Annotated in this window: 20 protein-coding genes; all 20 read right to left on the bottom strand. The window is 59.7% G+C overall.

Features of this window, described 5'->3' with window-relative positions; all coding sequences use genetic code 11:
* Positions 1-10 precede the first annotated feature (10 nt).
* Positions 11-1,663: a lipopolysaccharide heptosyltransferase II gene (gene waaF / locus PHV01_RS02385; RefSeq protein ID WP_337289546.1), complete on the bottom strand. Its 1,653-nt coding sequence runs from the start codon at positions 1,661-1,663 to the stop codon at positions 11-13.
* On the bottom strand, positions 1,660-2,643 hold the full coding sequence (locus PHV01_RS02380) for a lysophospholipid acyltransferase family protein (RefSeq protein ID WP_337289545.1): 984 nt from the start codon (positions 2,641-2,643) through the stop codon (positions 1,660-1,662). Before PHV01_RS02380 ends, waaF begins: the two co-directional genes overlap by 4 nt.
* Positions 2,640-3,764: a tetraacyldisaccharide 4'-kinase gene (lpxK, locus tag PHV01_RS02375; protein ID WP_337289544.1), complete on the bottom strand. Its 1,125-nt coding sequence runs from the start codon at positions 3,762-3,764 to the stop codon at positions 2,640-2,642. Before lpxK ends, PHV01_RS02380 begins: the two co-directional genes overlap by 4 nt.
* On the bottom strand, positions 3,761-5,047 hold the full coding sequence (locus tag PHV01_RS02370) for a 3-deoxy-D-manno-octulosonic acid transferase (protein ID WP_337289543.1): 1,287 nt from the start codon (positions 5,045-5,047) through the stop codon (positions 3,761-3,763). The genes lpxK and PHV01_RS02370 overlap by 4 nt, the downstream gene beginning before the upstream one ends.
* Positions 5,048-5,134: 87 nt before the next feature.
* Complete coding sequence (locus PHV01_RS02365) at positions 5,135-5,830, bottom strand: lysophospholipid acyltransferase family protein (RefSeq protein ID WP_337289542.1); 696 nt, start codon at positions 5,828-5,830, stop codon at positions 5,135-5,137.
* Positions 5,830-7,002: a lipid-A-disaccharide synthase gene (lpxB, locus tag PHV01_RS02360; RefSeq protein WP_337289541.1), complete on the bottom strand. Its 1,173-nt coding sequence runs from the start codon at positions 7,000-7,002 to the stop codon at positions 5,830-5,832. The genes PHV01_RS02365 and lpxB overlap by 1 nt, the downstream gene beginning before the upstream one ends.
* A 5-nt stretch (positions 7,003-7,007) precedes the next feature.
* Positions 7,008-7,952, bottom strand: a complete 945-nt coding sequence (locus PHV01_RS02355; protein ID WP_337289540.1) for a Gfo/Idh/MocA family oxidoreductase — start codon at positions 7,950-7,952, stop codon at positions 7,008-7,010.
* 99 nt (positions 7,953-8,051) lie between these two features.
* Positions 8,052-8,852, bottom strand: a complete 801-nt coding sequence (gene lpxI, locus PHV01_RS02350; RefSeq protein WP_337289539.1) for a UDP-2,3-diacylglucosamine diphosphatase LpxI — start codon at positions 8,850-8,852, stop codon at positions 8,052-8,054.
* 64 nt (positions 8,853-8,916) lie between these two features.
* The gene (gene lpxA / locus PHV01_RS02345) at positions 8,917-9,693 is read right to left on the bottom strand and encodes an acyl-ACP--UDP-N-acetylglucosamine O-acyltransferase (RefSeq protein WP_337289538.1); all 777 of its coding nucleotides are present in this window, start codon (positions 9,691-9,693) and stop codon (positions 8,917-8,919) included.
* On the bottom strand, positions 9,693-10,172 hold the full coding sequence (fabZ, locus tag PHV01_RS02340; RefSeq protein WP_337289537.1) for a 3-hydroxyacyl-ACP dehydratase FabZ: 480 nt from the start codon (positions 10,170-10,172) through the stop codon (positions 9,693-9,695). Before fabZ ends, lpxA begins: the two co-directional genes overlap by 1 nt.
* Positions 10,169-11,248, bottom strand: a complete 1,080-nt coding sequence (lpxD, locus tag PHV01_RS02335; RefSeq protein WP_337289591.1) for a UDP-3-O-(3-hydroxymyristoyl)glucosamine N-acyltransferase — start codon at positions 11,246-11,248, stop codon at positions 10,169-10,171. The genes fabZ and lpxD overlap by 4 nt, the downstream gene beginning before the upstream one ends.
* An 8-nt stretch (positions 11,249-11,256) precedes the next feature.
* On the bottom strand, positions 11,257-11,805 hold the full coding sequence (locus PHV01_RS02330; RefSeq protein WP_337289536.1) for an OmpH family outer membrane protein: 549 nt from the start codon (positions 11,803-11,805) through the stop codon (positions 11,257-11,259).
* A 20-nt stretch (positions 11,806-11,825) separates the two neighbouring features.
* Positions 11,826-14,126, bottom strand: coding sequence for an outer membrane protein assembly factor BamA (gene bamA, locus PHV01_RS02325; protein WP_337289535.1), 2,301 nt, complete (start codon positions 14,124-14,126; stop codon positions 11,826-11,828).
* 145 nt (positions 14,127-14,271) lie between these two features.
* Positions 14,272-16,704, bottom strand: a complete 2,433-nt coding sequence (locus PHV01_RS02320) for an ATP-dependent Clp protease ATP-binding subunit (RefSeq protein WP_337289534.1) — start codon at positions 16,702-16,704, stop codon at positions 14,272-14,274.
* A gap of 70 nt (positions 16,705-16,774) precedes the next feature.
* On the bottom strand, positions 16,775-17,455 hold the full coding sequence (locus PHV01_RS02315; protein ID WP_337289533.1) for an ABC transporter ATP-binding protein: 681 nt from the start codon (positions 17,453-17,455) through the stop codon (positions 16,775-16,777).
* A complete protein-coding gene (locus PHV01_RS02310) occupies positions 17,448-18,698 on the bottom strand; it encodes a lipoprotein-releasing ABC transporter permease subunit (protein WP_337289532.1) in 1,251 nt (416 codons plus the stop codon). Before PHV01_RS02310 ends, PHV01_RS02315 begins: the two co-directional genes overlap by 8 nt.
* Complete coding sequence (gene lysS / locus PHV01_RS02305) at positions 18,688-20,190, bottom strand: lysine--tRNA ligase (RefSeq protein ID WP_337289531.1); 1,503 nt, start codon at positions 20,188-20,190, stop codon at positions 18,688-18,690. Before lysS ends, PHV01_RS02310 begins: the two co-directional genes overlap by 11 nt.
* Before the next feature lie 153 nt (positions 20,191-20,343).
* Positions 20,344-22,359, bottom strand: a complete 2,016-nt coding sequence (locus tag PHV01_RS02300; RefSeq protein ID WP_337289530.1) for a response regulator — start codon at positions 22,357-22,359, stop codon at positions 20,344-20,346.
* Positions 22,360-22,363: 4 nt separating this feature from the next.
* Entirely contained in the window at positions 22,364-24,682 is a 2,319-nt protein-coding gene (locus PHV01_RS02295; protein ID WP_337289529.1) for an ATPase, T2SS/T4P/T4SS family, read from the bottom strand.
* 12 nt (positions 24,683-24,694) lie between these two features.
* Positions 24,695-25,378, bottom strand: a complete 684-nt coding sequence (locus tag PHV01_RS02290) for a response regulator (protein WP_337289528.1) — start codon at positions 25,376-25,378, stop codon at positions 24,695-24,697.
* Positions 25,379-25,387: the final 9 nt, after the last annotated feature.

The raw sequence follows: 25,387 nt of genomic DNA, 5'->3' as shown, positions 1-25,387 counted from the left end.
ACAGCGCTCCTCATCCTCGGCCGCTCTGTTGCACAATCCACTCGGTGGCGCCCAGCAGATCTTGAGCCGTATGCGCAGGCATCGGACCTCCCGCCGCATGAAGGCTATCCAATGACTCGCGTCCGTAGCCGGTCAGGACCAACACCGAAGGGAGGCCCAACCGATCCGCCAACAGCATGTCGCTCACCTTATCCCCTACGACGTACGATCGCTCCATGTCTACCTGCTGCTCAAAGACCGCCTGCTGAATCAACCCGGGAGCAGGCTTGCGGCACTGACAGGCCCGTCTGTAAGGAAAGCGCCCTTCCCGAGGGTGGTGAGGGCAGTAGTAGAAGGCATCCACTCCCCCCCCATCCGCTTCGAGCAGTCGCAAGAGCTGCTGCTGATTCGCTTCAACCAGCTCTTCCGTTGCGTCCCCTCGGGCCACTCGCGCCTGGTTGCTGACCACGATCCGCAGATACCCTTCCTCGCCAAGACGTTTCAACGCTTCTGCCGCTCCAGGAATCGGTCTCATCAGGTCCGGGCGTTGGATCGACCCTATCTCGACATTGATCGTACCGTCCCGGTCCAGAAAGACCGCGGGCCGCCGCCGGACGGTCTTGTCGGTGGTAGAGGTTGACCGCATGAGAAGGGCCTCCACCGCGGCCACGACCCTCTCCACGTCCAGCGTCTGCATGCATCGATGGTCGATCGGGCAGTCGCGGTAGCGACACGGACTGCAGGCCGGCGAATCGTGAAGAATCTGATGTCCGGAGCCGAGAGGACCTGTGCGACGAGGATCCGTCGGGCCGAACAGGGCGACGCACGGGATCCCCAAGGCGGAGGCCAGGTGCATGGCCCCCGTATCGTTCGTGAGGAGCGTCGCGCACCGACTGATCAGGCCGGCCAATTCAGTCAGCGTCGTCCGCCCGCCCAAGTCAATGGCAACTCTGCGCATCCGCTCGCGGATGGCTCGCGTTAACGAGGCTTCCCTCGGCGAACCGAATAACAGGATGGTGGCTCCAAGACGATCAATCAAAAGATCGGCGGCTGCGGCAAACCGGTCAGCCGGCCAACGCTTTGCCGTCCCATAGGCAGCGCCTGGGGTCATGCCAATGAACAGTGTGTGAGAGGGGAGCCCCAAATCGGTGAGCAACTTCTCTGCTGCCGCGTCGCTTCCAGGCGGAAGCAGACACCCTGTCGGACGCGACCACGCATCCCACTTCAGCGCTCGAAGCAGGCCAAGGTAGGAATCTGCCTGATGCAGCGCCTTCCCGCCAGCGGGACATACCCCAACCGTCAAAAGAGACCCCCGTCCATCGGCCACATACCCGACCCGATGCGGAATTCCTGCCAGCCGACTGATCAGCGCTGTCCGAAAACTGTTCGGCAAAAGCAAGGCCAATTCATAGTCTCGTTGCCGCAGCGCTGTCGCCGCCCACATCAATTCACCCTTGCGTGGCAGCTCAACGAGCTCGTCGATAAACGGCGAGGATCGAAACAGTTGGCTCAGCCACGGGCGCACGAGGAGTGAGATTCTTGCGCCGGAAAAGGAGCGGCGAAGATTAGCGAGCGCAGGCAGAGCGAGGACCGCGTCGCCCAACCAATTAGGACTTGCGACCAGGATGGATCGAAGCCGATCCGGTTCGAAGGTCCGTCTGATACGAAGTGTCGCTACACTCATTGTGTCGGGTTTTGCCTCGCAACGCTAGATTCCAGGTGTTCGATTCCTGATTCCAGATTCGGAATCCGGCACGTGGCACGCGGTTGCGTTTTCCATCTTCGATGGACCCAGAGCCACTGGGCCGGCTCCCTACGAACGAACGCCTCGATGGCCCTGGTGAAGGAGGCGGTGTTGGCAACGATGTCTGTCCTCAGACGCCCTGTCCTGATTAAGGGGATCTCTTTCTCCACAACAATGGTATGCCGGTCCCGTCCGCACCGCATGATGGCGGCGGGAAGCACCGATGCGTCGGTTCTGAGGGCGAGCAGTGCAGGCGCCAGAGCCGTGCAGGCCGGCGTACCAAAGAAATCGACAAACACCCCCTCTTTCCAGGTGATGTTTTGATCCATGAGGATCCCGACGCTCTCCCCACGAAGCAGCGCCTGCACCAGCGCCGGCATCACCAATTTCTTAGCTAACACCCTCGTTCCCCGGACGGCCCGTAACCGGTTGATTGTCCTATCAAGGTATGGGTTATCCAGAGGGCGCGTCACAATAGATAACGGCTCCCCCATAAGGGCGGATGCGAGCGGAAGCAGTTCCCATGAACCCAGGTGCGCGGTGATGTAAATAATCCCTTTCCCTCGACGCTTGGCCTGCTGGAAGTGCTCATACCCTTCGATCCGGATGAATTGCCGAAAGTTCTCCCGGTCGATCTTGAGAATCCGACAGGTCTCAACAACGGTTCGGCCGAGGTTGATGAAGGACGAGCGCGCGAGTTCGGCAATCTCCGAAGCGGAAAGCTCGTCTTTGAAGGCCCGACACAGGTTCTCCTGGGCAATGAGCCGATGTTTGTTGTCAAAGCGATAGAGGAGCGCCGCCAATCCCTCGCCTACAGAGTAGGCCATGGAAGACGGCAGATACAATAATCCCTTCGCGAGTCCTGCCACGAGGAGGTATTCGAGGTAGGCAGCAACGCCGTCCTTGGTTTTGGGCTTCATGAGGCACTCGGTTTTACCAGGCGGCTCAACATGGCATCCAACACCTCCGCCCCTTCTACCAATTCGAGTGAGATCGACAGGGCGTAGAGCGGTGCGCCCACCTTTGCGAGGTCCAAGCACATCAATTTTACCATATCCTTTTCTGTGGTGACTACCATGGAGGCACCGCTATTTTTGACCGCTTCGTTGATGATCTCCAGATCAGCGGGGCTGTAGCGATGGTGATCGGGGAAGGTACGGTGAGCCGCAACGAAGCCCCCAAGCTGAATCAGGGTGGCCTCAAACCGGCTCGGACTGGCAATACCGGAGACTGCCGACAGCCGCTGGCCGGTGAGACGTTCAAGGCCCAGGCGTTCTCCGCTCCTGACATCGATGAGACTGACAGGCCGATGGACAGCCAGGGCAATCGGAGTGGACGGCGCATACCGCCGGATTGCCAGTATGGCGGCGTCCAGGTCGTGTACGGCGTCAGCGTGGGTGATGACCACGATATCGGCCCGTCCGAACGCCTCCGGCGGCTCCCGCAACAACCCCGACGGCAACAACCGACCGTATCCAAGAGGATTGACCGCATCAACCAGAACAATATCCAGATCGCGGTAGAGTCTGAGATGCTGAAACCCGTCATCCAGAATGATGACGCTGGGGTCCACCTGTTCAAGAGCAATCTCACCAACTCGGTATCGGTCGGCTCCGGTCAAGACAGCGACGCCCGGCAGATGCCTAGCCAGCAGATAGGCCTCGTCGGCGGCGACCGGCGGCTCACACCGCAGCCTCTTGCCGTCGCTGACGATCGTTGGCTTCTTCGAACCACCTCGATACCCCCGTAAAATGATGACGACCCGCTGGCCCCGCTCGTGCAGCCGAGCGGCCAACATCTCAACGAACGGGGTCTTCCCGCTTCCGCCGACACTTAAGTTTCCAACGCTCAGCACCGGAACTGGAAGTCGGCGGCTCCTCACGAGGCCGGACGCAAAGAGCGCGGCCCGAAGCGAGACGACTGCCCCATACACATGCGAAGCCGGACGTAAGCACGTCAGCCAGGCGTGAGCGGTCCATTGCTCCGATGCCTCCGCCATGCAGTGCAGCGTCCAGGCTGAGAGCGCTTCTATGCCTTTCACAACACGAGCCGCTCCAGAAGGGCCACTGTCCGCTCGCACGCGCCCTGATGGGCTGCTAAAGCTGCCATTGCCGCTTGACCCATCTTCTCCCTGGCGGCAGGATCGCGCAGGAGTCGGGCAAGCTGTCGGTTGAGGTCCGCTGCATCGCCGACCTGGATAGCCGCCCCCTGCTCGACAAAGTACGCACTCGCCTCAATGAAATTCTCCATATGGGGACCGAACAGAACCGGGCAACCGTGCAGAGCCGGCTCAAGCAGGTTGTGGCCGCCTCTGGGTACGAGGCTCCCTCCGACAAAGCTGATGCTCCCCACCGCGTACAGCGTCGACAACTCACCGACGGTGTCCACGAGGATCACCTCCTTTGCGCCATCCCTTTCTTGAGCGAAGGCGCTCCGTCTCACTGCGGTGAGTCCTTGGCCGACCACTACCGTCTCCACCTGGGCCACCCGCTCGGGATGACGTGGCGCCAGGATCAGCAGAAGATCCGGAAACTCGCTGCGCAGACGGCGAAAGACCTGGAGCAACACCTCCTCCTCGCCTGCATGGGTGCTTCCTGCCACCAAAACCGGCCGCTCGACTTCGATGTGAAGCTCCCGACGCCACTGCTCGGCAAGCGATGAGGCATCAGCGGGGGAGGCTGCATCGAACTTGAGATTGCCCACTACATGCACTCGCTCAGGACTGGCGCCCAGCGCAAGAATCCGCTCGGCGTCTGTGTCGGTTTGCATACAAAAGAGATCAACGCACTGAAGAATCCGGCGGATAAAGGGTCGGACGAGGCAGTAGCGTGCAAACGAGCGCGCAGATATCCGACCATTGATGATAGCAACCGGAACCTTCGAAGCAGCACATTTGTGGAGGAAATTTGGCCAGATTTCCGTCTCCGTCAGGAGGATGAGTCGGGGTCTCACAGTGGCCAGAGTTCGATGAACGGCCATCGGGAGATCGATCGGAAAGTACACCACTGCCGCCGCCTGCGGAAACGTTCGTCTAGCAACCTCTCGTCCGGTTCCGGTTACCGTCGAGACCAGAAGCGGTAGCACTGGCCGTCGAGCTGTCCAGAGATGAGCCAGGATGGAGGCAGCGCCGACCTCCCCCACCGAGACGGCATGTATCCAGACAGGTCGAACCGCGTGAAGCCGCGAGACCAGGGCTTCAGGGTAACAACCCAGACGCTCCCGCCATCCTTCCCTGTAGCGGGGGTATCGAAGGGCCCTCAAAAGGACAGAGGGTGCCCAGGCAAGCAGAACGATGGTCAGCAGAAGGGAGTAGGCAGAATACATATGCGCTCATTGCGTGCGGCGTGGATTGCGTTGTTGTGGCACTGCCTGAGACGCAAGACACGCAATAGACGCCATACGTACCGGTAGTTACAGATCCGCCCTAAAGTAATCGTCGGCTTTCATCGTGAGCAGATCGAGGCGCTCCTCGAGGGCTTCCTGATGCTTTGCCATCTCATCCTTGGTCGTCGTCAGAGGAACATACATCGGTTCTCCCCAGATATACACGGCGCGGGAGAACGGAACCGGCACGAGGAAGGCGTCCCAACTCCTCAGGAATCGGCGTCGCGACGCGCTAAAGCTCACCGGCACAATGGGAGCCCCTGTCAGCTTCGCTACCTCGATGACGCCGAGTCTGACCTTTGCTCGCGGTCCCTTTGGGCCATCCGGGGTGACAACCAGATTCAGCCCTCCTTTGATGGCGCGAATCATCTGCTTGAGGGCGCGCATGCCGCCCCGTGTTGCTGAGCCTCGAATCACCTCGAACCCGAGAATCGTGGCAATTCTGCTGAAATACTCCCCATCCCGATGCTGACTGACGAGGAGCGCTCCAGGTTTCCCGGGATAGACAAAGGGCATCATCAGGAGCCGGCCGTGCCAGAAGACCACGATGATTCGCTCTCCCTTTGCCCAGCAGCTTTCCGGGTACGCACGGCCCACATGAATAACACGAAGCAGTCGAAAGAGGCATTGCATGAGCCTCGCAGCAAGCCATGGGACAATACGCAGAATACGGCGATCTTCCCTGAGCGCAGCGACCGCTCGGGAAAAGGATGACTTCCCCATTACCCTCTCTGGACCGCCATCTCCTCCCCAGCGTCGGACTGCAAGCACTCAAGGATAGCATCTACCGTCCGACCCAGGGCGCCCGGCGGCCCCAATCGATTACGCACCTGCTGGAGTTCCTGCCGCATCCGGAGGCGTTGCTCTGCCGACAGGAGCAGCCGGCGCGCTTCATCAGCGATCCGCTCCGGCGTCGCGTGAAATTGGATCAGCTCAGGCACAACTCGTCTTCCCGCCACCAGATTCACCATGCCGATGTACGGAACCCTGATCAATACACGGCCCAGCAGCCACGAGAGAAATGCGAGACGATACACGATCACCATCGGGGTACCGATGATGGCCGCCTCCAGGGTCGCGGTGCCAGAAGCCGCAAGGATCAGGTCCGAGGCAGCCATGACCTCATAGGTCCGCCCCTGTACCACTCTCACCGGGACAGCCGCTTGATTCACATAGGATCCGATGAGGTCGAGGGGAAGACCGTCGGCCGCAGCGATGATGACGCGAAGATCAGGCAGCTCAACCATCAGCGGCCTGATCGATCTGAGCAAAAGGGGTAGATGCCGCGTGAGCTCACCCACGCGACTGCCCGGCAAGAGCCCCAACACTGGGGCCGCCCCATCCAACTCCAGGCGGCGCCGCGCCTCATCCATTGACGGTGAAGATGTCAACCGCTCCAGAAGCGGGTAACCGACATACAACGCCTCGACCCCTCTTTCGCGATAGAACCCTTCCTCAAAGGGAAAGATGACCAGGAGGCGTCGGATATACTTCGCAATCGACCGTACCCGGCCGGCACGCCAAGCCCACACCTGCGGACTGATGAAGTAAACGACGGGGATGCCAAGTCGAAATGCCCGGCGGGCGAGCTTCAGGTTGAAATCCGGAAAGTCCACAAGGATCACCAGATCAGGGCGTCTGTCGCGCAAGTACCGGATCATACTCCGGTACGCCCGCCAGATAGCAGGGAGCCGGGCGGCAACCTCGATGAGGCCGACCACCGCCAGATCGTCTGCATGCGCATAAAGACGGACACCCGCCTGGCGCATCCGATCTCCCCCAATTCCCTCTATAGTCAGGTGCGGAGCGCGTCGCCGCAACTCAGCAACCACATCGGCGGCATGCAGGTCTCCTGAGGTCTCCCCTGCGACGATCAAAATTCGGCCATCTCGCATCTGGCCTACAGTCGCTCCACAATCTGAGAGGCCACTTTCAAGGCGTCCCGACCGTCCTCTCCTGAAACTAAAGGTCTTTTTCTGGCTCGGACGCACTCGACAAAGCTCTCAAGCTCGACGCGAAGCGGCTCCGCTTTATCAATGGGAATATCTTCCTTCACGATCGTGGGGGTGGTTGCGGCGGCTGGATCCGCCCCCGGAATGCGATGATAGACTTCAATCTCCTGCTGGGAGTAGTCAAGGGAGATGAAGGTGTCACGCTGAAAGATGCGTATCCGCCGGACCCGCTCGACGCTCACCCGGCTGGCGGTCAGGTTCGCGACACACCCCGACTCAAACTGGAGTCGCGCATTCGCGATGTCCACCTGATCGGAGATCACCGGAACACCGACAGCCGTGACGGCGGTGACAGGCGACTTGATCAGATTCAGTACGATATCAATGTCATGGATCATCAAGTCGAGAACGACATCAACATCCGTGTTGCGGTCGGCGAAAGGGCCAAGACGGTGGCATTCGATGAAACCCGGACTTCTCACGATAGTCTCGAGCGCCTTGACCGCGCCGTTGAATCGCTCGATATGACCAACCTGGAATATTCGATCGCCAACCCCGGCAATTTCAACCAGCTCGTCGGCCTGCGCGAGGGACTGCGCGATCGGTTTCTCTACCAGGACGTCTACCCCATGCTCCAGAAATTCCTTGGCGATCGGATAGTGCAGCAGGGTCGGCACCGCCACGCTGACGGCATCGACACGTTCCAGCAGATCGCGATAATCGCGGCATAATTGGATCCGGTACCGCGCCCCCAACTCCTGCAGGCGAGTCTCGTTAATATCGACCACCCCGACCAGTTCAACGCCCTGAAGCTCCGAATAGATCCTGGCATGGTGGTGTCCCACATAGCCGACACCCACCACACCGACTCGAATTGGCTTTCCGTTATTCATGCCAGATCCGTCCCACCTCTCATCAGCCTCATCGGGGAAGCTGTCAGCCATCAGCCGTCAGCTCTAGCTGATGGCTGATGGCCGATCGCCGTCCTGCTGCTAATCTGCTACAATCGCCAGGCCAAGCCGGTTAGCAGCCGCCACGACCTTCTCCCGATCGAGCATCAAGGTATGATCTGCATCCAGGGCCAGCGCGGTCGCACCCGCATCTTCAAGGGCCACCATGGTCTCCGACCCGATGACCGGAAGATCGAAGCGCATATCTTGGTCGGGACGCCCAACCTTGACGACCACCACTCCCCCATTCCCGAGTTGGCCGCCGCGGCGAATGGCGGCATCAGTACCCTCGATCGCCTCTATTGCAAGAACAGTGCGGCGTTTCACTACGACAGTTTGGCCGATGCGCAACTGCGCGATGGTTCGGGCAAGTTCTCTGCCAAAGCTGATATCTTGCTGTTCCGAGGAACTTGGCGTTCGCGCCGTCAGCAGCCCCTTCCGCAATACCACCGAAGAAAGATACCGCCGGCAATCATGCAGGGTAATCCCTTCCTGCATTAACCGATCGCCTACGCCCGCAAGGATCGTATCGCCGCGTCGATCTTTGAGCTTCAGATAGAATAGCAGGCCATCCAGATCGGTCTTCACGCGCGAGAAGATGAGGTCGAGCGGGATCTTCCCGAGCATCACAGCATCCGTCACCTTCTCACGCTTCAGCGCTGCGATCAACCGGCCAAGCTGTCCGGCTCCCACCCAACAGAACGCATCCACCTCATTGGCCAGGTCGGCAGAGGCAGCCTCTTCGAGAGCTACCGCCACAACCTTGAACCCCTGCATACGCGCCTCCCGAGCCGCTACGACCGGAAGCGGGCCTCCGCCGGCTATAATCCCCAGACGTTCCATTACAATCCGATTCGCGGTGAATCGCGTTTATTGCGTGCGGCGTGACGCTGCACGCTATACGCTTTTATCGTGCTATCCCTCTGGCCGATAACTTGATGAAGTGCATCAGGTGTTCGATCTCCGGACAGGAGCTCACCTCCGACGCAATCCTCTCCAGGGCCTGGGACGTGTTCAGGTTGGAAAGGAAAAGCAATCGATAGGCTTGCTTGAGGCGAAGGATCGTCTCCTGGCAGACGCCATGGCGGCGAAGCCCGACCGTATTTAAACCGTAGCACTTGGCCCGGTTCCCCTGCGCCTTGAGAAAGGGCGGGATGTCCTGCAGTACCGCGGAGCAGGCACCAACCATGGCATATTGTCCGATACGGACGAACTGATGGATCCCTGCCTGCCCGCCGATAACTACTCGATCTTCGACCTCAACGTGGCCGGCCAGCCCAGCTTGGCTGGCGACCACGACGTCATCGCGTAAGAGGCAATCGTGTGCGATGTGCGCATAGGCCATGATGTAATTCCGGTGCCCCAGCACCGTGGTACCCCTGCCTTTCGAAGAGCCGCGATGGACCGAGGCGAACTCCCGGATGACTGTCTCATCGCTGATCACCAGTCTGGTCTTCTCGCTTCTGTCCTGGAAGATCTGGGGCGCCGCGCCAAGGACGACGTGAGAGAAGATCTGACACCGTTCCCCAATCTCTGTGATCCCCTCGATAAGGGTATGCGAGCCGATGACGGTCCCGGATCCCACAGTGACATCAGGACCGATGACCGAAAAGGCGCCAATGGTACAGTCCGATGCGAGCGTAGCCTCCGGCGCAACAACCGCTGACGGATGAATCCGTACCATTATTCTTCCATTACGACGGGAACACCTGGAGGCAGGTTCGGCGTTTCCCGGTCAACGACCATACACGTCAACTCAGCCTCCGCAGTCAGCTTGTCCTGCACGAAGGCTCTGGCGTGCATTCGACAGGTGCGGCTCCTGAGTTGAAGCAGTTCGATCTCGAATCTCACCTGATCACCCGGCAGCACAGGCCTGCGAAACCTGGCCCGGTCGATGCCGGTAAAATACAGGAGTTTCTTTTCGGCGCTCACGTTCATCGTCCGCATCAGCAGGACCCCTCCGACCTGCGCCATCGCCTCAATCACCAGCACGCCAGGCATAATCGGCTGCCCTGGAAAGTGGCCCTGAAAGAACGCCTCGTTGATGGTGACGTTCTTAAGCCCCACTACCCTCTTTCCGGGCTCGATCTCAAGGATTCGATCGACCAGAAGGAAAGGATAGCGGTGGGGAAGCATCTCCTGAATCTGTCGAATATCGATCACTGGGGTCCCCCCTCGGACGCTGGCTGAGAAGGCTGCGCCTCCTCCCTCCGTTCCCTCATGGTATCCTCTAACGATGCTAGACGCGCTTCAATGCGCTTGATGGCCATCAGGAGCTGAGGGATCCGATTTACCGCGGCGACGCTGCGCTTGAATTCGAGATGTGGCACGGCGGGAAAACCCAGAAAGACACCCCCAGGCGGAAGGCTCTTGGTGACTCCAGCCTGCGCTCCCACGGTGACATCATCGCCGATCTCGACATGATCGGCAATCCCGACCTGGCCGGCCAGTGTCACCCGATCCCCGATCGTGGTACTGCCGGAGATGCCGCTCAGGGCCGCGATCACCGTATCCGCTCCCACGACAACGTTATGTGCGATCTGGACCAGATTGTCGATCTTAGTCCCACGCTTGATCCGCGTCGTCCCCATCGTCGCCCGATCGATCGTGACGTTAGCGCCGATTTCCACATCATCCTCGAGAATCACCCGTCCCACCTGTGGGATCTTGATACGGACTCCCTGTCCGTCCTTGCGATACCCGAAGCCATCGCTCCCGATTACCGCTCCGCTGTGGATAATCACTCGATCGCCGATCTCGACGCCGTCCCGGATCATGACCTGCGGGTAGAACCGACAGTCAACGCCGACACGCGTACCCTTCCCGATATAGACCTGGGCGCCCACAATGCTTCTCTGGCCAATCGTTACGCCTGCCTCAACGACCGAAAGCGGCCCGATCGCGACATCCTCTGCCAGACATACGCCCTCCTGCACGATGCTGGATGGATGGACGCCACGAGTTGGGCGGTCCGGGGTGTAGAAAAGACGGAGGGCTTGGACAAAGGCGAGATAGGGATCGTTCGTCAGCAGCGCCGGCTTGGAGCAGGGTGGGCTCCCCTCATGTGCAATGACGGCAGAGGCCTTGCTCGCTTCCAGCTTTGGCAAATCGCGGGCGTTCGCGACAAAGGCCAAGTCTCCCTCGCCCGCCTCGTGCAGTGGAGCGAGACGATTGACCTCGATCTCACCGTTACCTACCAGCCGACACCTCAGTTTTTCGGCCAGTTCCCGCAGTTGCATTGCCACAACTACTTTTTCGTTCGACGGGTGTTGTAGCGTTCCAGGATCTCTTTGGTAAGGTCGGCCGCATCGTTACCGTAGATGACACCGCTCTGCCCTTTCTCAACAATAAGGGTAAACCCTTTTTCTTTGCCATAGTCCCGAATCACAACCGTGAGATCTCGGAGCAGATCGTTCACCATCTCGCTTTCCCGCTTGGCCAAGTCACGGTTGAAATCCTCGGTCACTCGCTTGAGATCACGCAACTTGCGTCGAATCTCTTCCTCTCTATCCTTCTTTGCGGCATCACTCAGGGCGGATGCCTGCTTCTGGAGATCCGCATCCATCTGCTTGATCTCGGCCTCTTTCGCGCTGATCTCTTTCTGTTTCTCGGCCGCCTCCGCCTTCACCGTATTCATCGCAGCCTGCCCCTCTTTCGACTGCGAGATGACCAACTGAAGGTCTACAAACCCGAGCCTCGTCGAGGGATCCGCGGCCCAGCTCACGGATACCATCAATACTACCACCGCAGCCCCACAGAACAGCCACCATCGTCCACCGCACATCGATCGCGCCATACGTTTTGTTCCTCCTGGTGCTAAAATGTCGACCCGACCGTCAAGTGCACGGCGCTACTGGACTCTCCTGGCTTCTTATCCAGGTTGAGGCCCCACTCAACCCGCACGAGACCGAAAGGGGTAGCAACGCGAACTCCGCCTCCTGCCGTCGGTCGCAAGTCTAACGAAAGACTTTCCCCCTCTTTCCAGACATTACCCGCATCGAAAAAGAGCAGACCCTTCAGGCCCAACGGCTCATAGATGGGAAACATTACTTCGTTGTTGAAGTAGAGGGCCTTGTTGCCGCCGGTCCTTTCCTCGGTCGTTGTGCCGGTCACGGGGTTTATCACCGTTTCCTTAGGGCTCAAGCGGAAGGTCTGGAACCCGCGAACCGTAGTCGTGCCACCGAGATAGATTCGTTCCTGAACCGGCAGACTTTTCCCGCCATAAGGCTCCGCGACAATCAGGTTCCCGCGGATATGACCGACCAGCTTCCACACCATTGGGTGGTAGTAACCCAGATCGAGGTTGAAGCGATTGAACTTGTTCTCCCCGCCCAGAAAGGTCCCGGCGATCTGGACCGTTGCAGCCCCGTTGAAGCCTCTGGTTGGATCGAGGCGATTGTCCGTAAGGTTCAACGCGAGACCCAACGAAACCCGTCCGGTCGTACTCGTCCCTTTCTGGCGTTGAATCAGAGTCGGCGCGTTCGCGATGAGATTAAAGATCCGATCCGACTCCCACCGATACCCCAGAGTACCGAACAACTCCTTGTAGAGCCGCCGGCCAAAGGCGATCGATCCGCCCTTGGTATCCTGATCAAAGCCGATCTGCTCGTTGAAGAGCAGGCGTTGGTTGAACAGCGAGAAGTCCAGTGAGGTCTCGGTGTCCAGGATGTGAGGATCGAAGAAGCTCAGGGCAAGTCGAGTTGCCCTTGCGCCGAGCTGTCCTGAGAGTGAGATTCGCTGGCCCAATCCGAGGAAGTTATCTTGGGTGATAGAGCCCGAACCCAGGATCCCGTCAATCGAGCTGAAGCCGCCTCCGATACTGAAGGAGCCGGTCGGCTTCTCCTTTACCATGACATCGATATCCACCCGATCCTCAACCGTGCCCCGACGGGTCTCAATCTTGACATCCTCAAAGTAGCCAAGGTTGTTCAGATTCTGGCGACCACGCGCCAACAGGCGGCTATTGTACAGGTCGCCCTCGTTCAGAGGGATCTCCCGTCTGACTACTTTGTCTCTGGTCTTTGTGTTGCCTGAGATCTCAATCCGCTCCAGGAAGGCCTGCTTCCCTTCACTGATCTCCAGGCCCACATCCACGATATGGTTCTCTCGATCGGTGTTGATAGTCGGGGCGATATCCGCAAACAGATAGCCGCGCTCCGAATACCGGTCGGTAAGGGTCAGTATGTCCCGCTGGAGTATCTCCCGACTGAAGATACCCTGCCTGGCGATCTGAAGCGGCTTCAATACCTCCTCGGTAGAAAAGACGGTGTGGCCCGTTACCCGCAGCTCCCCGACCCGATACCGTGGGCCCTCTTCTACGCGCACGCTGATCTCGAGCTTCTGCTTTGCCTCGATCGCCCGGATCTCCGGCTCCCCCACTTTAATATCAAGATAGCCGTTATCTAGGTAGAACGCCTTGATCCGATCCAGGTCGCGTTGCAGTTCATCACGTTTCAGCGTCCCAAAAAAGAAGAACAAGAGCAGCTCCCTGGTGGCCATGCGCAGCTTGATCTCCTCTTCGCTTAACCCTTTGGCCCCAAGGATCCGAATAGTAGAAATCTCAAACTTCTCCCCTTCTTTGATCTCGTAGGCGATCGCAATGTCTCCCTCCGGGGTTTTGTCTACCTGTGGGAGGACCTTTGCCTGGTAATATCCCTCTTCTTCATAAAACAACCGGACCTTTTCCGCATTCGCCGTCACGGCTTGAGGGTTGAACACTCCGCCTTCAGCCAGCGTGAGTTTCTCTTTGATCTTCTCCGTACCAATCTGTTTATTACCTCGTATCTTTACTTCCCGAATGGTCGGCTTTTCTGTGAGGATGAAGGTAATCTTCAGGCCCCCCTCAAAGACTTCGGCATCCACAGCGACATCGTCATAGAAGCCTAACCGGTAGACGGTTTTAACATCCTCCCTGATCTTTTCCAGAGAGAACGGCTCTCCAACCCTGGTCTTAAGCTTGAACCGGATCGTAGCCTCGTCGATCTTTCGGCTTCCCTTGATATCGAGTTGTTTGACCTGTGTCTGTTCCTGGCCGTAAGCTTTGCCGAACGCCAAGACCAAAAAGAGAAAGAGAGAACCGGCGGCGAGAACCTTTACGCTATTTGCGAAGAGTTGCACTGAACGCTATCACTCCTCGATTCTGGACGGGATACCTGCGGTCAAATTAAACGGGTGAACTTTACCACCTTTGCCGCGAAAACGCAAGGAGAAACTCGCTCAGACGGGCTGTAATAATGAAGAGATGGGGTGCGGACAGGTGAGACTATTTAGGGGCTTCGAGGAGACCGATCTCTTCGAATGTCAAAGCGTCACCCTCCAGTTTCACCCTGAGGGTAGCGCCTTCTGCAAATCGCCCTTTCAAGACCTCTTCAGCCAATCGATCCTCCACGTAGCGCTGGATGGCACGGCGCAACGGCCTGGCGCCAAGGGTTGGGTCGAATCCTCGATTGATCAGAAAATCTTTCGCGCTCTCATCGACCGCAAGCGAAATCTTGCGCTCACCAAGCTGAAGCTGGAGGCGGGCAAGCATCAGATCCACGATCTTGCATAGTTCGTCTTTGCTCAACTGGTGGAAGACAATCACCTCATCGATCCGGTTCAGCAGTTCCGGATTGAAGGCTCGCTTCAGTTCGCCAAGGACGGTGTCCTTCATCTTATCGTATGTCACCGCCTCGCTACCGCCCTTGGCAAAGCCCATGGCAGCGTGGAGACCGATCTGACGGGCGCCGATGTTGCTCGTCATGATCAGTATGGTGTTCTTAAAGTCAACAATGCGGCCATAGCTGTCGGTCAGGCGACCATCCTCAAAGATCTGGAGGAGTAGATTGAATACCTCCGGGTGGGCTTTTTCTATCTCGTCTAGGAGGATGACAGAAAACGGTCGACGCCGAACCTTTTCGGTGAGCTGGCCAGAATCGTCGTACCCAATATACCCCGGAGGGGCGCCAATGAGACGGGAGGTAGAGAACCGCTCCATGTACTCCGACATATCGACGCGTATCAGCGCGTCCTCCGTTCCGAACAGAAATTCCGCCAGCGCCTTGGCCAGCTCGGTCTTCCCCACGCCGGTCGGCCCCAGGAAGATGAACGATCCGACGGGACGGCTCGGGTTCTTAATCCCGGCCCGCGAACGGCGAATCGCGCGACTTACGCTCTCGATGGCCTCGGTCTGCCCTACCACCCGCTTGGCCAGATCCTGCTCCATCCGGATCAGCTTGGCTGATTCCTCTTCCTCAATCTGGTACAGCGGAATACCTGTCCACTTGGAGACGATGTAGGCGACCTCCTCAGCCGTGACAACGGTCTTCTCCTTCGCCCTGGACTCCTTCCAGTGAGCCTTTTTCTCTTCCAACTCGGCCCGGAGCTTGCGCTCAGAATCCCGGAGCCTAGCCGCAACCTCAAAGGCCTGGGTTCGGATCGCGTCTTCCTTCTGGGCCCGGAGGCGCTCAACTTCATTCTCCATCTCGCGGAGATCCTGTGGCAACATCAGGGTTTTCAGCCGCGCCCGTGAGCCGGCCTCGTCGATGACATCAATGGCCTTATCAGGCAGAAAGCGGTCGGCGATGTAGCGCTGAGACAGACGCGCAGCGGCCGTGACGGCCTCGTCGGTGATGACCGCACAGTGATGCGCCTCATAGCGATCCTTAATCTCCCGGAGGATCCGAATCGTCTCCTCCACGCTCGGCGGCCCGATCTGGACCGCCTGGAACCGCCGCTCCAGCGCCCGGTCCTTCTCAATGTGACGGCGATACTCGTCGAGTGTGGTCGCACCGATGCACTGCAACTCCCCGCGCGCAAGCGCCGGCTTCAACATGCTGGACGCGTCGATCGCGCCCTCTGCGGCGCCGGCGCCCACCAACGTGTGCAACTCATCGATAAACAGGATAATAGACTGTGTCTGTTGAATCTCCTTGACGACGGCCTTCAGCCGCTCCTCGAACTGACCGCGATACTTGGTCCCGGCCACCATGCCGGCGAGGTCAAGCTGGACGACCCGCTTTCTGAGGAGGGTCTCGGGTACGTTGCTGGCCACGATCCGTTGGGCAAGCCCTTCCACAATGGCGGTCTTCCCCACGCCGGCCTCCCCGATCAGGACCGGGTTGTTCTTTGTCCGACGCGAGAGAATCTGGATGACTCGCTCGATCTCCGTCTCACGGCCGATGACGGGATCCAGCCTGTCCTGGCGCGCCATCGCGGTCAGGTCCACACCGAACTCATCCAGCGCGGGTGTCCTGGTCGAGGTCGTGGGCTTGGAGGCCTGCTCACCCAGTAACTCCTGGGCCTGCGCCTTGGCCGCGGCCACGCTGACGCCGAAGTCTCTCAGGACCAGGGAGGCGATCCCTTCGCCCTCCCGGATCAACCCGAGCAGCAGGTGCTCAGTGCCGATATAATTGTGTCCGAGTGATCTGGCTTCAGAGATGGCATATTCCAGGACCTTTTTCGCCTGCGGGGTAAAGGGGATCTCGCCGGCCGGGCTGAACTCCGAGCCGACCGAGACGATCTTCTCGATCTCGCCTTTCACTGCGGAGATGTTCACGTTCAGCTTTTTGAGAATCGCAACCGCAAGTCCATCGCCCTCACGGATCAGTCCGAGCAGCAGGTGCTCAGTGCCAACGAAGTTGTGTCCGAGGCGGATCGCCTCCTCCCTGGCCAGGATAATCACCTTACGGGCTCGCTCTGTGAATCGCTCGAACATCTCCTCGCTCCCCTCTCTTCAGCACCCTCGCGTTACCAACGTTTTCAGTATAGCCGATCCTTTGAGAATTTCAAGCCTTCTCTACAATGCGACCATCCAATATGGTTACGATCCGATCCGACCGATGAGCTAATTTCTCATTGTGCGTCACCATGATAAAGGTGAGGCCGCGTTCTCGATTCAGTCGATGGAGGAGTTCAAAGGTCGCATCGCCGGTCTTGGTATCCAGGTTCCCGGTCGGTTCGTCCGCAAGGATGACCTTGGGTGAGGCGCCCAGGGCCCTGGCGATCGCAACTCGCTGCTGCTCCCCACCGGAGAGTTCAGAAGGGCGATGTAAGAGCCTGGGTTCGAGCCCCACCTCCCTCAGCAGGGACGCGGCGATCTCCCGTGCCTGTGAGCGCTTCTGCCGCGCGACCAGGAGGGGCATCATGACATTCTCCAGTGCGGTAAACTCCGGCAGCAGATGATGGAACTGAAAGATAAAGCCGACAGTCTGGTTGCGAAAACCGGCCAGTTGCCCATCGTCCATCTGCCCAAGGCCGACATTCTCATAGAAAATCTCACCAGCGGTTGGGCGATCCAGGGCGCCGAGCAGATGCAGGAACGTGCTCTTGCCGGCGCCTGAAGGTCCTACGATGGCGATGAATGCTCCCTTTTCAATACTGAGGTCCACACCCTTCAAAACCTCAACTGTTCCGCCATCGACCTGAAACGACTTGTAGACGCCATGCGCTCTGATCAACTCACTCATAGCGGATCGCGACGACCGGGTCAAGCCTGGCCGCCCGCCAGGAAGGGTAGAGCGTCGCGAGGAAACTTAAGACCAGCGTCGAGGAGGCGATCAAAATCAGGTCGGTCTCTTTCATTAAGATCGGGAGGGCATCCAGCAGATAGACATCCCCCTGGAGTCTGACGATTTTATAGGTCTCCTGCAGTTTACAGATAATCGCGCCCCCCGCAGTCCCCAACAGGGTACCGACAAGCCCGATCACCAATCCCTCCACCATGAAGATCAACATAATGCTCCTGGAGGTGGCGCCGATCGACTTCAAGATGCCGATCTCCGCCCCCTTGTCCATTACCTTCATAATCAGGGTGCTCACGATGTTAAAAGCGGCTACCAGCACAATCATCGTCAGGATGATAAACATGGCGATCTTTTCCAGCTTCAGGGCGGCAAAGAGGTTGCGGTGCAACTGCATCCAGTCTTTTGCGACGTACGGGAACCCAAGGCGTCGCTGAATCTCCGCTCCCACCTCCTTCGCTCTGTATAGATCGTCCACCTTCACCTCGATCCCTGTCACTGATTGTCCCATCTGGAAGAGCTGCTGAGCCGCTGTGATGCCGATATAGGCCAGAGCGCTGTCGTATTCATACATTCCCATCTCGAAGATCCCGGCCACGGTGAAACTTCGCATGCGCGGCGCAAGCCCGAATGGGGTCATGACATTGCCGAAGGGAGAAATGACGTTCACCCGCCCGCCGAGGCCCACCCCGAGATTCGTGGCCAAGGCGCGCCCGATGATGATCCCCTCGGGGTCAAGATGCCATCCGCTCCCCTCGGCCGGCCCTGTCAGCCGCGCCGGATCGACCTCGGTGAAGCTTCTGGTCAACGCCGTGACCTCCCGCGCGGAGTCGAGATCGATCCCACGAAGGACCGCTCCTCCCGCGCCTCGGCCTGCGCTCAGCATCACCTGATGGTAGGTGAAAGGAGACACGGCCACCACGTGCGGAACATCGCGAACCTGCGCAAGCGTCCGAGCCGGCTCCTCCACCCCTCGATCCCCATAGCGTATGATCCAGAGGTGGGCATTGGTTCCGAGGATTTTGCTTCGAAGGTCACGCTCAAACCCGCTCATGACCGCCAGGACGACAATAAGCGCCATGACGCCAAGGGCGACGCCGCCGATAGAGATCAGCGTAATCAGGGAGATAAACGCCTGCCCTCGCCTCGCCTTCAGATATCGAAGCCCCACGAACAGTTCAAACGGCATCGGCGCTACCCTGTTCGCCTTGGGCCGGCTTCAGGAGAGGGAAGAGGATGACATCGCGTATGGAGGCGGAGTCGGTGAAGAGCATAGCCAGCCGGTCGATGCCGATTCCCTCACCAGCCGTCGGCGGCATCCCATACTCCAATGCGCGCAGATAATCCTCATCCAGGCCATGGGCCTCCAGATCGCCTTGATCACGCTGCCGCAACTGGTCAAGAAAGCGGGCGCGCTGCTCGCGCGGATCGTTCAACTCGGAGTAGGCATTGGCGATCTCCATCCCGCCCACGAACAACTCGAACCGCTGAACCGTCGTCGGCTCTCCTTGTGTCGCTTTGGCCAAGGGGGAAAGCTCGGTGGGAAAATCGATGATGAACGTGGGCTGTAAGAGCTTCGACTCCACCAGGGTGTCGAACAGCTCAGCCAGCACCTTCCCCCTGCCCCACCCCGGCGCGATGTTCACACCATGGCGTCCGGCCAAGGCACTCAGTCCCTCTTCTGTCTTGAGGGCCTCTGCATCAAGTCCAGCCAGCGTGACGAGGGCCTCCTCAAGCGTCAGCCTCGGCCAGGGCGGAGCGAAGGAGATCCGCTGCCCCTGATACGTCACCTCCTGGTCCCCCGTGATCTCCTTGGCCAGGTGAGCCAGCATCGCTTCCGTCATCGCCATCAGATCCCGGTAATCGGCATACGCCTGGTAGAACTCCAACATCGTAAACTCGGGGTTGTGTTGGGTGGAGATCCCCTCATTCCGAAAGTTCCGGTTGATCTCGAAGACCCGATCGAATCCTCCTACAACGAGCCGCTTCAGATAGAGCTCAGGGGCAATCCTCAGATACAACGTGAGGTCGAGAGCGTTGTGATGGGTGACAAAGGGGCGCGCCATGGCGCCGCCGGCCATCGCCTGCATCATGGGGGTCTCGACCTCCAAAAACCCCCTCGAGTCAAGGAAGCGGCGGATCTCCGCGATCAGGCGGCTGCGTGTCCTGAAGGCGTCTGCGACCTGGCGGTTCACGATGAGATCCAGGTAGCGCTGGCGAAAGCGGGTCTCTACATCGGTCAGCCCATGCCACTTTTCCGGCAGCGGCCGCAGCGACTTCGACAAGAGCTGAACCGTCCGGGCTCGCACCGTGAGTTCCCCAGTCCGCGTTCGGAAGAGTTGGCCCTCCACCCCCAGGTAGTCGCCAACATCCAGCTTCTTGCAGAAGTCGTAGGCCTTCGCGCCCAGCGTGTCCTGCGAAAGGTAGAGTTGCATCCTGCCGGAGCAGTCCTGGAGGTGGGCAAAGGTAACCTTGCCGTGATGGCGCAGGGATATCAGGCGGCCGGCGATGGCCACATCCGGCGCTGCATTGGCGTCTTCAGGGAGGACAGCGTACTCCCGGTGAAGATCGGCCATGAGGTTTCGGACTTCAAAGCGAGCCGGATAGGGATCCACGCCGGCTGCCTCAAGCTCCGCCAGCTTCCGCATCCGCTCGACTACCAACGGACTGTGTTCTTCCACAAAGCCTCCAGTTGTCAGATGTGTTCGATTATAGGAAGCCCCTTGGTCACTGTCAAGGCAGCTTCAGGGATGCGTGCTCCCAGGACAAGGACCGGGACCGGACCATCGCGGCAGCGGCATCTCAGCAGTTACGACCGATCCGGTGGGTCGCTCCTACGGGGCTTTGCCGCGATCGAGGAGCATCGAGATCGTCTGAAGGAAGATCCTGGTGTCGATCGGCTTGGGGATGAACCCATCACACCCCGCCTGGCGGATCCGCTCCTTGTCGTCTGCCACGGAGTAGGCGCTGATGGCGAGAATCATAATAGATCGAGTCTCCGGATCCTCTCGAAGCATCCGGGTAAGTGTCAAGCCATCAATATGCGGCAGGTTGATGTCGAGCAGGATGAGGTCCGGCCGATGCGTCTTGGTCTGCTGTATCACCTCTCGCCCATCAGCGCACGTGTAGACCTCGTATCCTCCCCGTTCCAGCAGTTCGATCATCAGCTCCATATTGATCGGATTGTCCTCGACGACCAGGATGCGAAGGCGAGCCTTCTCCGCCTTTTGGGCTCCCACGGGTCGGGCCGCCAGCAACCGTTCAGCCGCCGTCTCCGCCTCGGTCTCTCGCCGCCGGCGCTCCGCCTCAGTGATGAGACGACCGACCGTGTCGGCTATGACAGAGAGAGAGATCGGTTTGCTCAGGTAGTCGTCCGCTCCAAGGGCAAGAGTTTGTTCGGCATCAGAAGCGCCCAGGGAGGTCACGGCTAGAATCGGCAGGTCCCGTGTCGTTGCCTTCTCCCGGAGAATCTTCAGGATCTCCCACCCATTCACTCGAGGAAGCAGCAGATCCAGGATCAGTAGATCCGGTATGGCCTGCTCGATCATCTGCAGGGCCGCCTCTCCATCTGGAGCCGACGTCACCAGGTAGCCTGCAGACTCAAATACCTCTACCAGGAGGCTGACGAACAATGAGTCGTCATCAGCCACGACAAGACGGCGCCTGGGCGGTCCCCCCACGGGGAGAAGGAACGTGACAGTCGTCCCGAGACCGAGCCCATCCGAGCGGGCCCGGATCCTGCCCCCGTGCTCTTCGACAATCCCCTTACAGATGGCCAGCCCGAGGCCGGTCCCAGCGGTCTCCCGCGCGGCTGAACTATCCAATTGGTGAAAAGACACGAACAGCTTATCGAAATCCTCCTGCGCGATGCCTCGACCCCGGTCGATCACGCTGAATTCGATCGCCTGGTCCACACCTCTCCGCCCGCGCACTATACCCTCATCATCCCCGGCGACGCGCCTGAGCTCCGCGACGACGCGCACGCGCTCTGCGGGTCCGGAGAACTTGATAGCGTTGCTCAACAGGTTAGTCAGGACCTGGACAATCCGATCCTGGTCGGCCTGAATCGGAGGCAGGTCCGAAGGCAGGCTCACCTCGACAGTGGTCTGCCGTTCCTTCGCCAGCATGCTCACGCTCGCCAGGGCGAGCTCGACGAGGTGCGGCACGTTCTGCTCGGACAACTTCAGCGTAAGCTTCCTCGCTTCAATCTTGGAGAGGTCCAGGACATCGTTGACGAGGCGGATCAGGCGATCGGCATTCCTCAGGCAGATACTCAACAACTCCCGCTGGAAGGGAAGTAGATTCTGCGGGTTGCCCATAATGAGCTGCAGTGAGCCTTTGATGGAGGTCAGCGGGGTCCGTAACTCATGTGAGACGGTAGAAACGAAATCCGATTTCGTCTGCGCAACCTCCCGCTCCATGGTCACATCCCGAACAGTATGCACATGCCCGACGGCGGCTCCCGCCTCATCCCGTACCGGGGTGCGTATGCGCAGGAGGACGCGAGGGTAGGGCAGCTTGAGCTCGATCGTATCATGTTCCGTCGTCTCGGGATGCAACAGAAGCCCCCGGAAGCTTCGCTCGAACTCGGCGGGGTTCTTTGCCCGTGACCTCAAAAACTCAAGGGTCGCGGCCGGATCCTCATGCGCCAGGTCTTCGGGGATCAACCCGAAATACTTGCGGAAGGTCAGGTTGGCAAGCAGTAGCCGGCCTTCGGGATCAAACAGCGCTATCCCGTCAGAGGTGGCTTCCAGGACAGCGTACAGGCGATCTCGCTCCTCGGCCCACTGTTTCTGAGCGGTCCGCCCCGCTTCATACTGAAGCGGCTTCGGATCTTTCGATTCTCGCATTCCCCTACACTCCATAGGTGCGGCGCACGAGCCGCCCGACCCTCGCGTTCAACTCGTTGATCTCGAACGGTTTCATCAGATAATCGTCCGTTCCGACCAGGAATGCCTTGGTCCTGGTCTCGCTCTCTCCCCTGGCGGTCAGCATGAGGATCGGAATGAAGGCGGTCTTGACGTTTTCCCGGAGACGACGGCAGACCTCAAACCCGTCCATCTGGGGCATCATCAGATCGAGAATCACCAGACTTGGCTGCTCGGCTTCGACCGCTTTCAGCGCCTCCATGCCATTGCCGGCCGTCAGGATCTCGGCCGAGAAGGGAAGCTGCTGCAGTGCGATCGCCACGATCCGCCTCACGTCCTCCTCGTCGTCCACCACAAGAATCTTCACCCGTCGTTCGACCGGGCTCACGACAGGCTTACTCTCGGTGGGAGACGACGCGACCTTCGAGACGGTATCCGTTCGTTCGACAGGGCTTACGACAGGCGTCGAACAGAAGGGGCAGGCTTTCCACTCTGGCAGCAGATCCTGACGGCACGAGGGGCACCGGGGCTTCAGGACCGTCTGGCAGGCAGGACAGATCGCGAAGTCGGCCTCGATCTTCTCGCCGCAGCTTCCGCAGCGGTTCTGGACACCCTCGTCTCCAAGGATGGCCCGAAGGACCTCGTCCGGGCTGGTGAGTCCTGCGCGGATCTTGGCGCCTGCCGCCTCGATCAGGCTCACAAATCCCCTGGCGTTGGCCTCGCGCCGCAAGGTTCCCTCTGAGGCCCGCTGAGTGATCAACTCACGCATCGCGGCATCAATCGACAGGAATTCGAATACGCCGATCCGTCCGAAAAAGCCGGTCCCCTGGCACGCAGGGCACCCTTTCCCCCGAAAAACGGCAGTGGCGACATCCGTCAGTCTCAGCCGTCTCACCATATCGTCGGAGGGTTGGTACGCCTCGCGGCAGTGGTTACAAAGGCGCCGCATAAGCCGCTGGGCCACGATGAGCGAGATGGAAGAGGCCACCAGGAACGGCTCAATTCCCAGGTCCAGCAGGCGGGTGATGGCCGAGATGGCGTCGTTGGTATGCAGGGTGCTGAAGACCAGATGGCCCGTCAGCGAGGCCTGGAAGGCAATCTCCGCGGTCTCGTGGTCTCGGATCTCCCCCACCATAATGACGTCCGGGTCCTGGCGAAGGACGGAGCGGAGGGTAGAGGCAAAAGTCAGCCCCGCCCGCTCGTTCACCTGGACCTGGTTGACACCAGCGATCTGAAACTCGATCGGATCCTCTATGCTCACGATATTGATTCCAGGCGATTTGAGGCGTGAGAGTGTGGCATACAGCGTCGAGGTCTTGCCGCTGCCGGTTGGGCCGGTCACCAGGATCGTCCCCTGGGGCTGCGCCAGCACTGTTTCAAGGAGTTGATGCTGACCGGGGTCCAGCCCCACGCGCTCTAGGCTCAGCAGGTCCCGGACCGGGTCGAGCAGTCGAAGGACTACCTTCTCCCCGCAATGGGTCGGGAGCGTTGAGACACGCAGGTCCAGCGTGCGCTCACCGTACCTGACCTTGATCCGCCCGTCCTGAGGGAGGCGGCGCTCCGCAATGTCAAGCCCGCCAAGGATCTTCAGCCGGGAGGCCACGCCGGCGTGAATCCACTTGGGCATGGTATGCGCGTCCCGCAAAATGCCGTCTATCCGGTTCCGGACGGTCACCTCGCCGACGCCGGGCTCAATATGGACATCGCTGGCTCGCGTCTTGATCGCCTCATTGATCAGAAGATTCACCATCTTGACGGCCGGCGTCGTCTCACTTTTCTTCAGATCCAGGATCCCACCGGCATCCAGGGACCCAGTCGAGGGCAGCACCTTGACCTCCACCTTGTCCTCGAGGTTGCGGACCAAGGGACCCAGGGACTCCTCAAAGGCGTAGCAGCGGGCGATGGCGTCTTTGATCTCTGTCGGCGTCGAGATGGCCGGCCGGACCCGAAGAGAAGCGCGGAACTCCACATCCTTGATGGCCTCCAGATTCAGCGGGTCGGCCATCACCAGGAGCAGCGCTTTCCCCTCGATGGAGAGGGGACAGATCGTGTACTTCTCAGCCATGGCCTGAGGAACCAGATCGAGGGCCTTCGGCTCGACGACGGCCGATGCCAGACGGACGTACGGGATCGCGAACTGCGTCGCCAGCGTCGTCGCGATCTGCTCTTCTGTGGCCAACCCCTGGCTGATCAGCAGTTGCCCCAGCGGCAGCCGAATCTGAGCCTGTAGCTTCAGTACCTGTTCGAGTTGCTCCGGCTGAATGATCCCGACCCCGACCAGGACCTGGCCAAGCCGCCTCCTCATGAGAGTTCCGGATTATTGAACATCGCGCTTCTCGTCCCCCGCGGCTTGATCGAGATCGATCTCCCGGAGACCGGGGAGGACCTCGCGAGGCGCGTACCGCGCCACCGTACGCATCTGTCGGACGACCCTGGCGATAGTCTCAACAGCCGCTTCAACGTGCGCCGCAGCCTTGGTCTTGGCCTCTGCCGTGACCCCTTCGCCGGTAAGCTGCGCCAGGCTGAGGAGGATGATGTTCAAGGGATTTAGGATCTTATCGCTCGCGGTGACAGCCATTTCCCGGATCGCGGCAACCTGGTCCGCCTCCCTGGCCCTGGCGCGCAGCCTCCTGACCTCCAGCGCCCTAGCCACGGCCACCTCGATCATCGTGAGGTCCTGGAGCGGCTTGACCAGATAGTCAAAGGCCGCCCCACACCGCATGGCGGCAATGACATTCTCGAACGAGCCGTGTCCGGTGAGCACAATCACAGGCAGACCGGGGTCCAACCTCCGAAGCTGCTCGAGCAGTCCCAGGCCGTCCAGGCGAGGCATGGCCATATCGGTGATCACCACATCGGGAATCGCCGCCTTCACCAGCGCCACCGCCGCTTCCCCATCCGCCGCTTCCTGTACAATGTACCCCAGCCGCCCGAGATAGCGCGACAGCAATCGACGGATATCCGGCTCGTCATCGACCAGCAGCACACGGTCGCTATTCATATCCGATCC

It is taken from the genome of Candidatus Methylomirabilis sp. (assembly GCF_028716865.1).
Taxonomy (GTDB): Bacteria; Methylomirabilota; Methylomirabilia; order Methylomirabilales; family Methylomirabilaceae; genus Methylomirabilis.
Note: the sequence above shows the minus strand (reverse complement) of the source record. Positions and strands in the feature narration are given on the sequence as shown.

Excerpts from the sequence above, each read along its gene's own strand:
- PHV01_RS02290 (WP_337289528.1), bottom strand. The coding sequence starts at position 25,378 with ATGAATAGCGACCGTGTGCTGCTGGTCGATGACGAGCCGGATATCCGT.
- PHV01_RS02295 (WP_337289529.1), bottom strand. The coding sequence starts at position 24,682 with ATGAGGAGGCGGCTTGGCCAGGTCCTGGTCGGGGTCGGGATCATTCAG.
- lpxA (WP_337289538.1), bottom strand. The coding sequence starts at position 9,693 with ATGGTACGGATTCATCCGTCAGCGGTTGTTGCGCCGGAGGCTACGCTC.
- PHV01_RS02355 (WP_337289540.1), bottom strand. The coding sequence starts at position 7,952 with ATGAATAACGGAAAGCCAATTCGAGTCGGTGTGGTGGGTGTCGGCTAT.
- lpxB (WP_337289541.1), bottom strand. The coding sequence starts at position 7,002 with ATGCGAGATGGCCGAATTTTGATCGTCGCAGGGGAGACCTCAGGAGAC.
- PHV01_RS02380 (WP_337289545.1), bottom strand. The coding sequence starts at position 2,643 with ATGAAGCCCAAAACCAAGGACGGCGTTGCTGCCTACCTCGAATACCTC.
- PHV01_RS02315 (WP_337289533.1), bottom strand. The coding sequence starts at position 17,455 with ATGAGTGAGTTGATCAGAGCGCATGGCGTCTACAAGTCGTTTCAGGTC.
- PHV01_RS02365 (WP_337289542.1), bottom strand. The coding sequence starts at position 5,830 with ATGGGGAAGTCATCCTTTTCCCGAGCGGTCGCTGCGCTCAGGGAAGAT.
- waaF (WP_337289546.1), bottom strand. The coding sequence starts at position 1,663 with ATGAGTGTAGCGACACTTCGTATCAGACGGACCTTCGAACCGGATCGG.
- PHV01_RS02370 (WP_337289543.1), bottom strand. The coding sequence starts at position 5,047 with ATGTATTCTGCCTACTCCCTTCTGCTGACCATCGTTCTGCTTGCCTGG.
- lpxI (WP_337289539.1), bottom strand. The coding sequence starts at position 8,852 with ATGGAACGTCTGGGGATTATAGCCGGCGGAGGCCCGCTTCCGGTCGTA.
- PHV01_RS02300 (WP_337289530.1), bottom strand. The coding sequence starts at position 22,359 with ATGCGAGAATCGAAAGATCCGAAGCCGCTTCAGTATGAAGCGGGGCGG.
- PHV01_RS02310 (WP_337289532.1), bottom strand. The coding sequence starts at position 18,698 with ATGCCGTTTGAACTGTTCGTGGGGCTTCGATATCTGAAGGCGAGGCGA.
- PHV01_RS02330 (WP_337289536.1), bottom strand. The coding sequence starts at position 11,805 with ATGGCGCGATCGATGTGCGGTGGACGATGGTGGCTGTTCTGTGGGGCT.
- PHV01_RS02320 (WP_337289534.1), bottom strand. The coding sequence starts at position 16,704 with ATGTTCGAGCGATTCACAGAGCGAGCCCGTAAGGTGATTATCCTGGCC.
- lpxD (WP_337289591.1), bottom strand. The coding sequence starts at position 11,248 with ATGCAACTGCGGGAACTGGCCGAAAAACTGAGGTGTCGGCTGGTAGGT.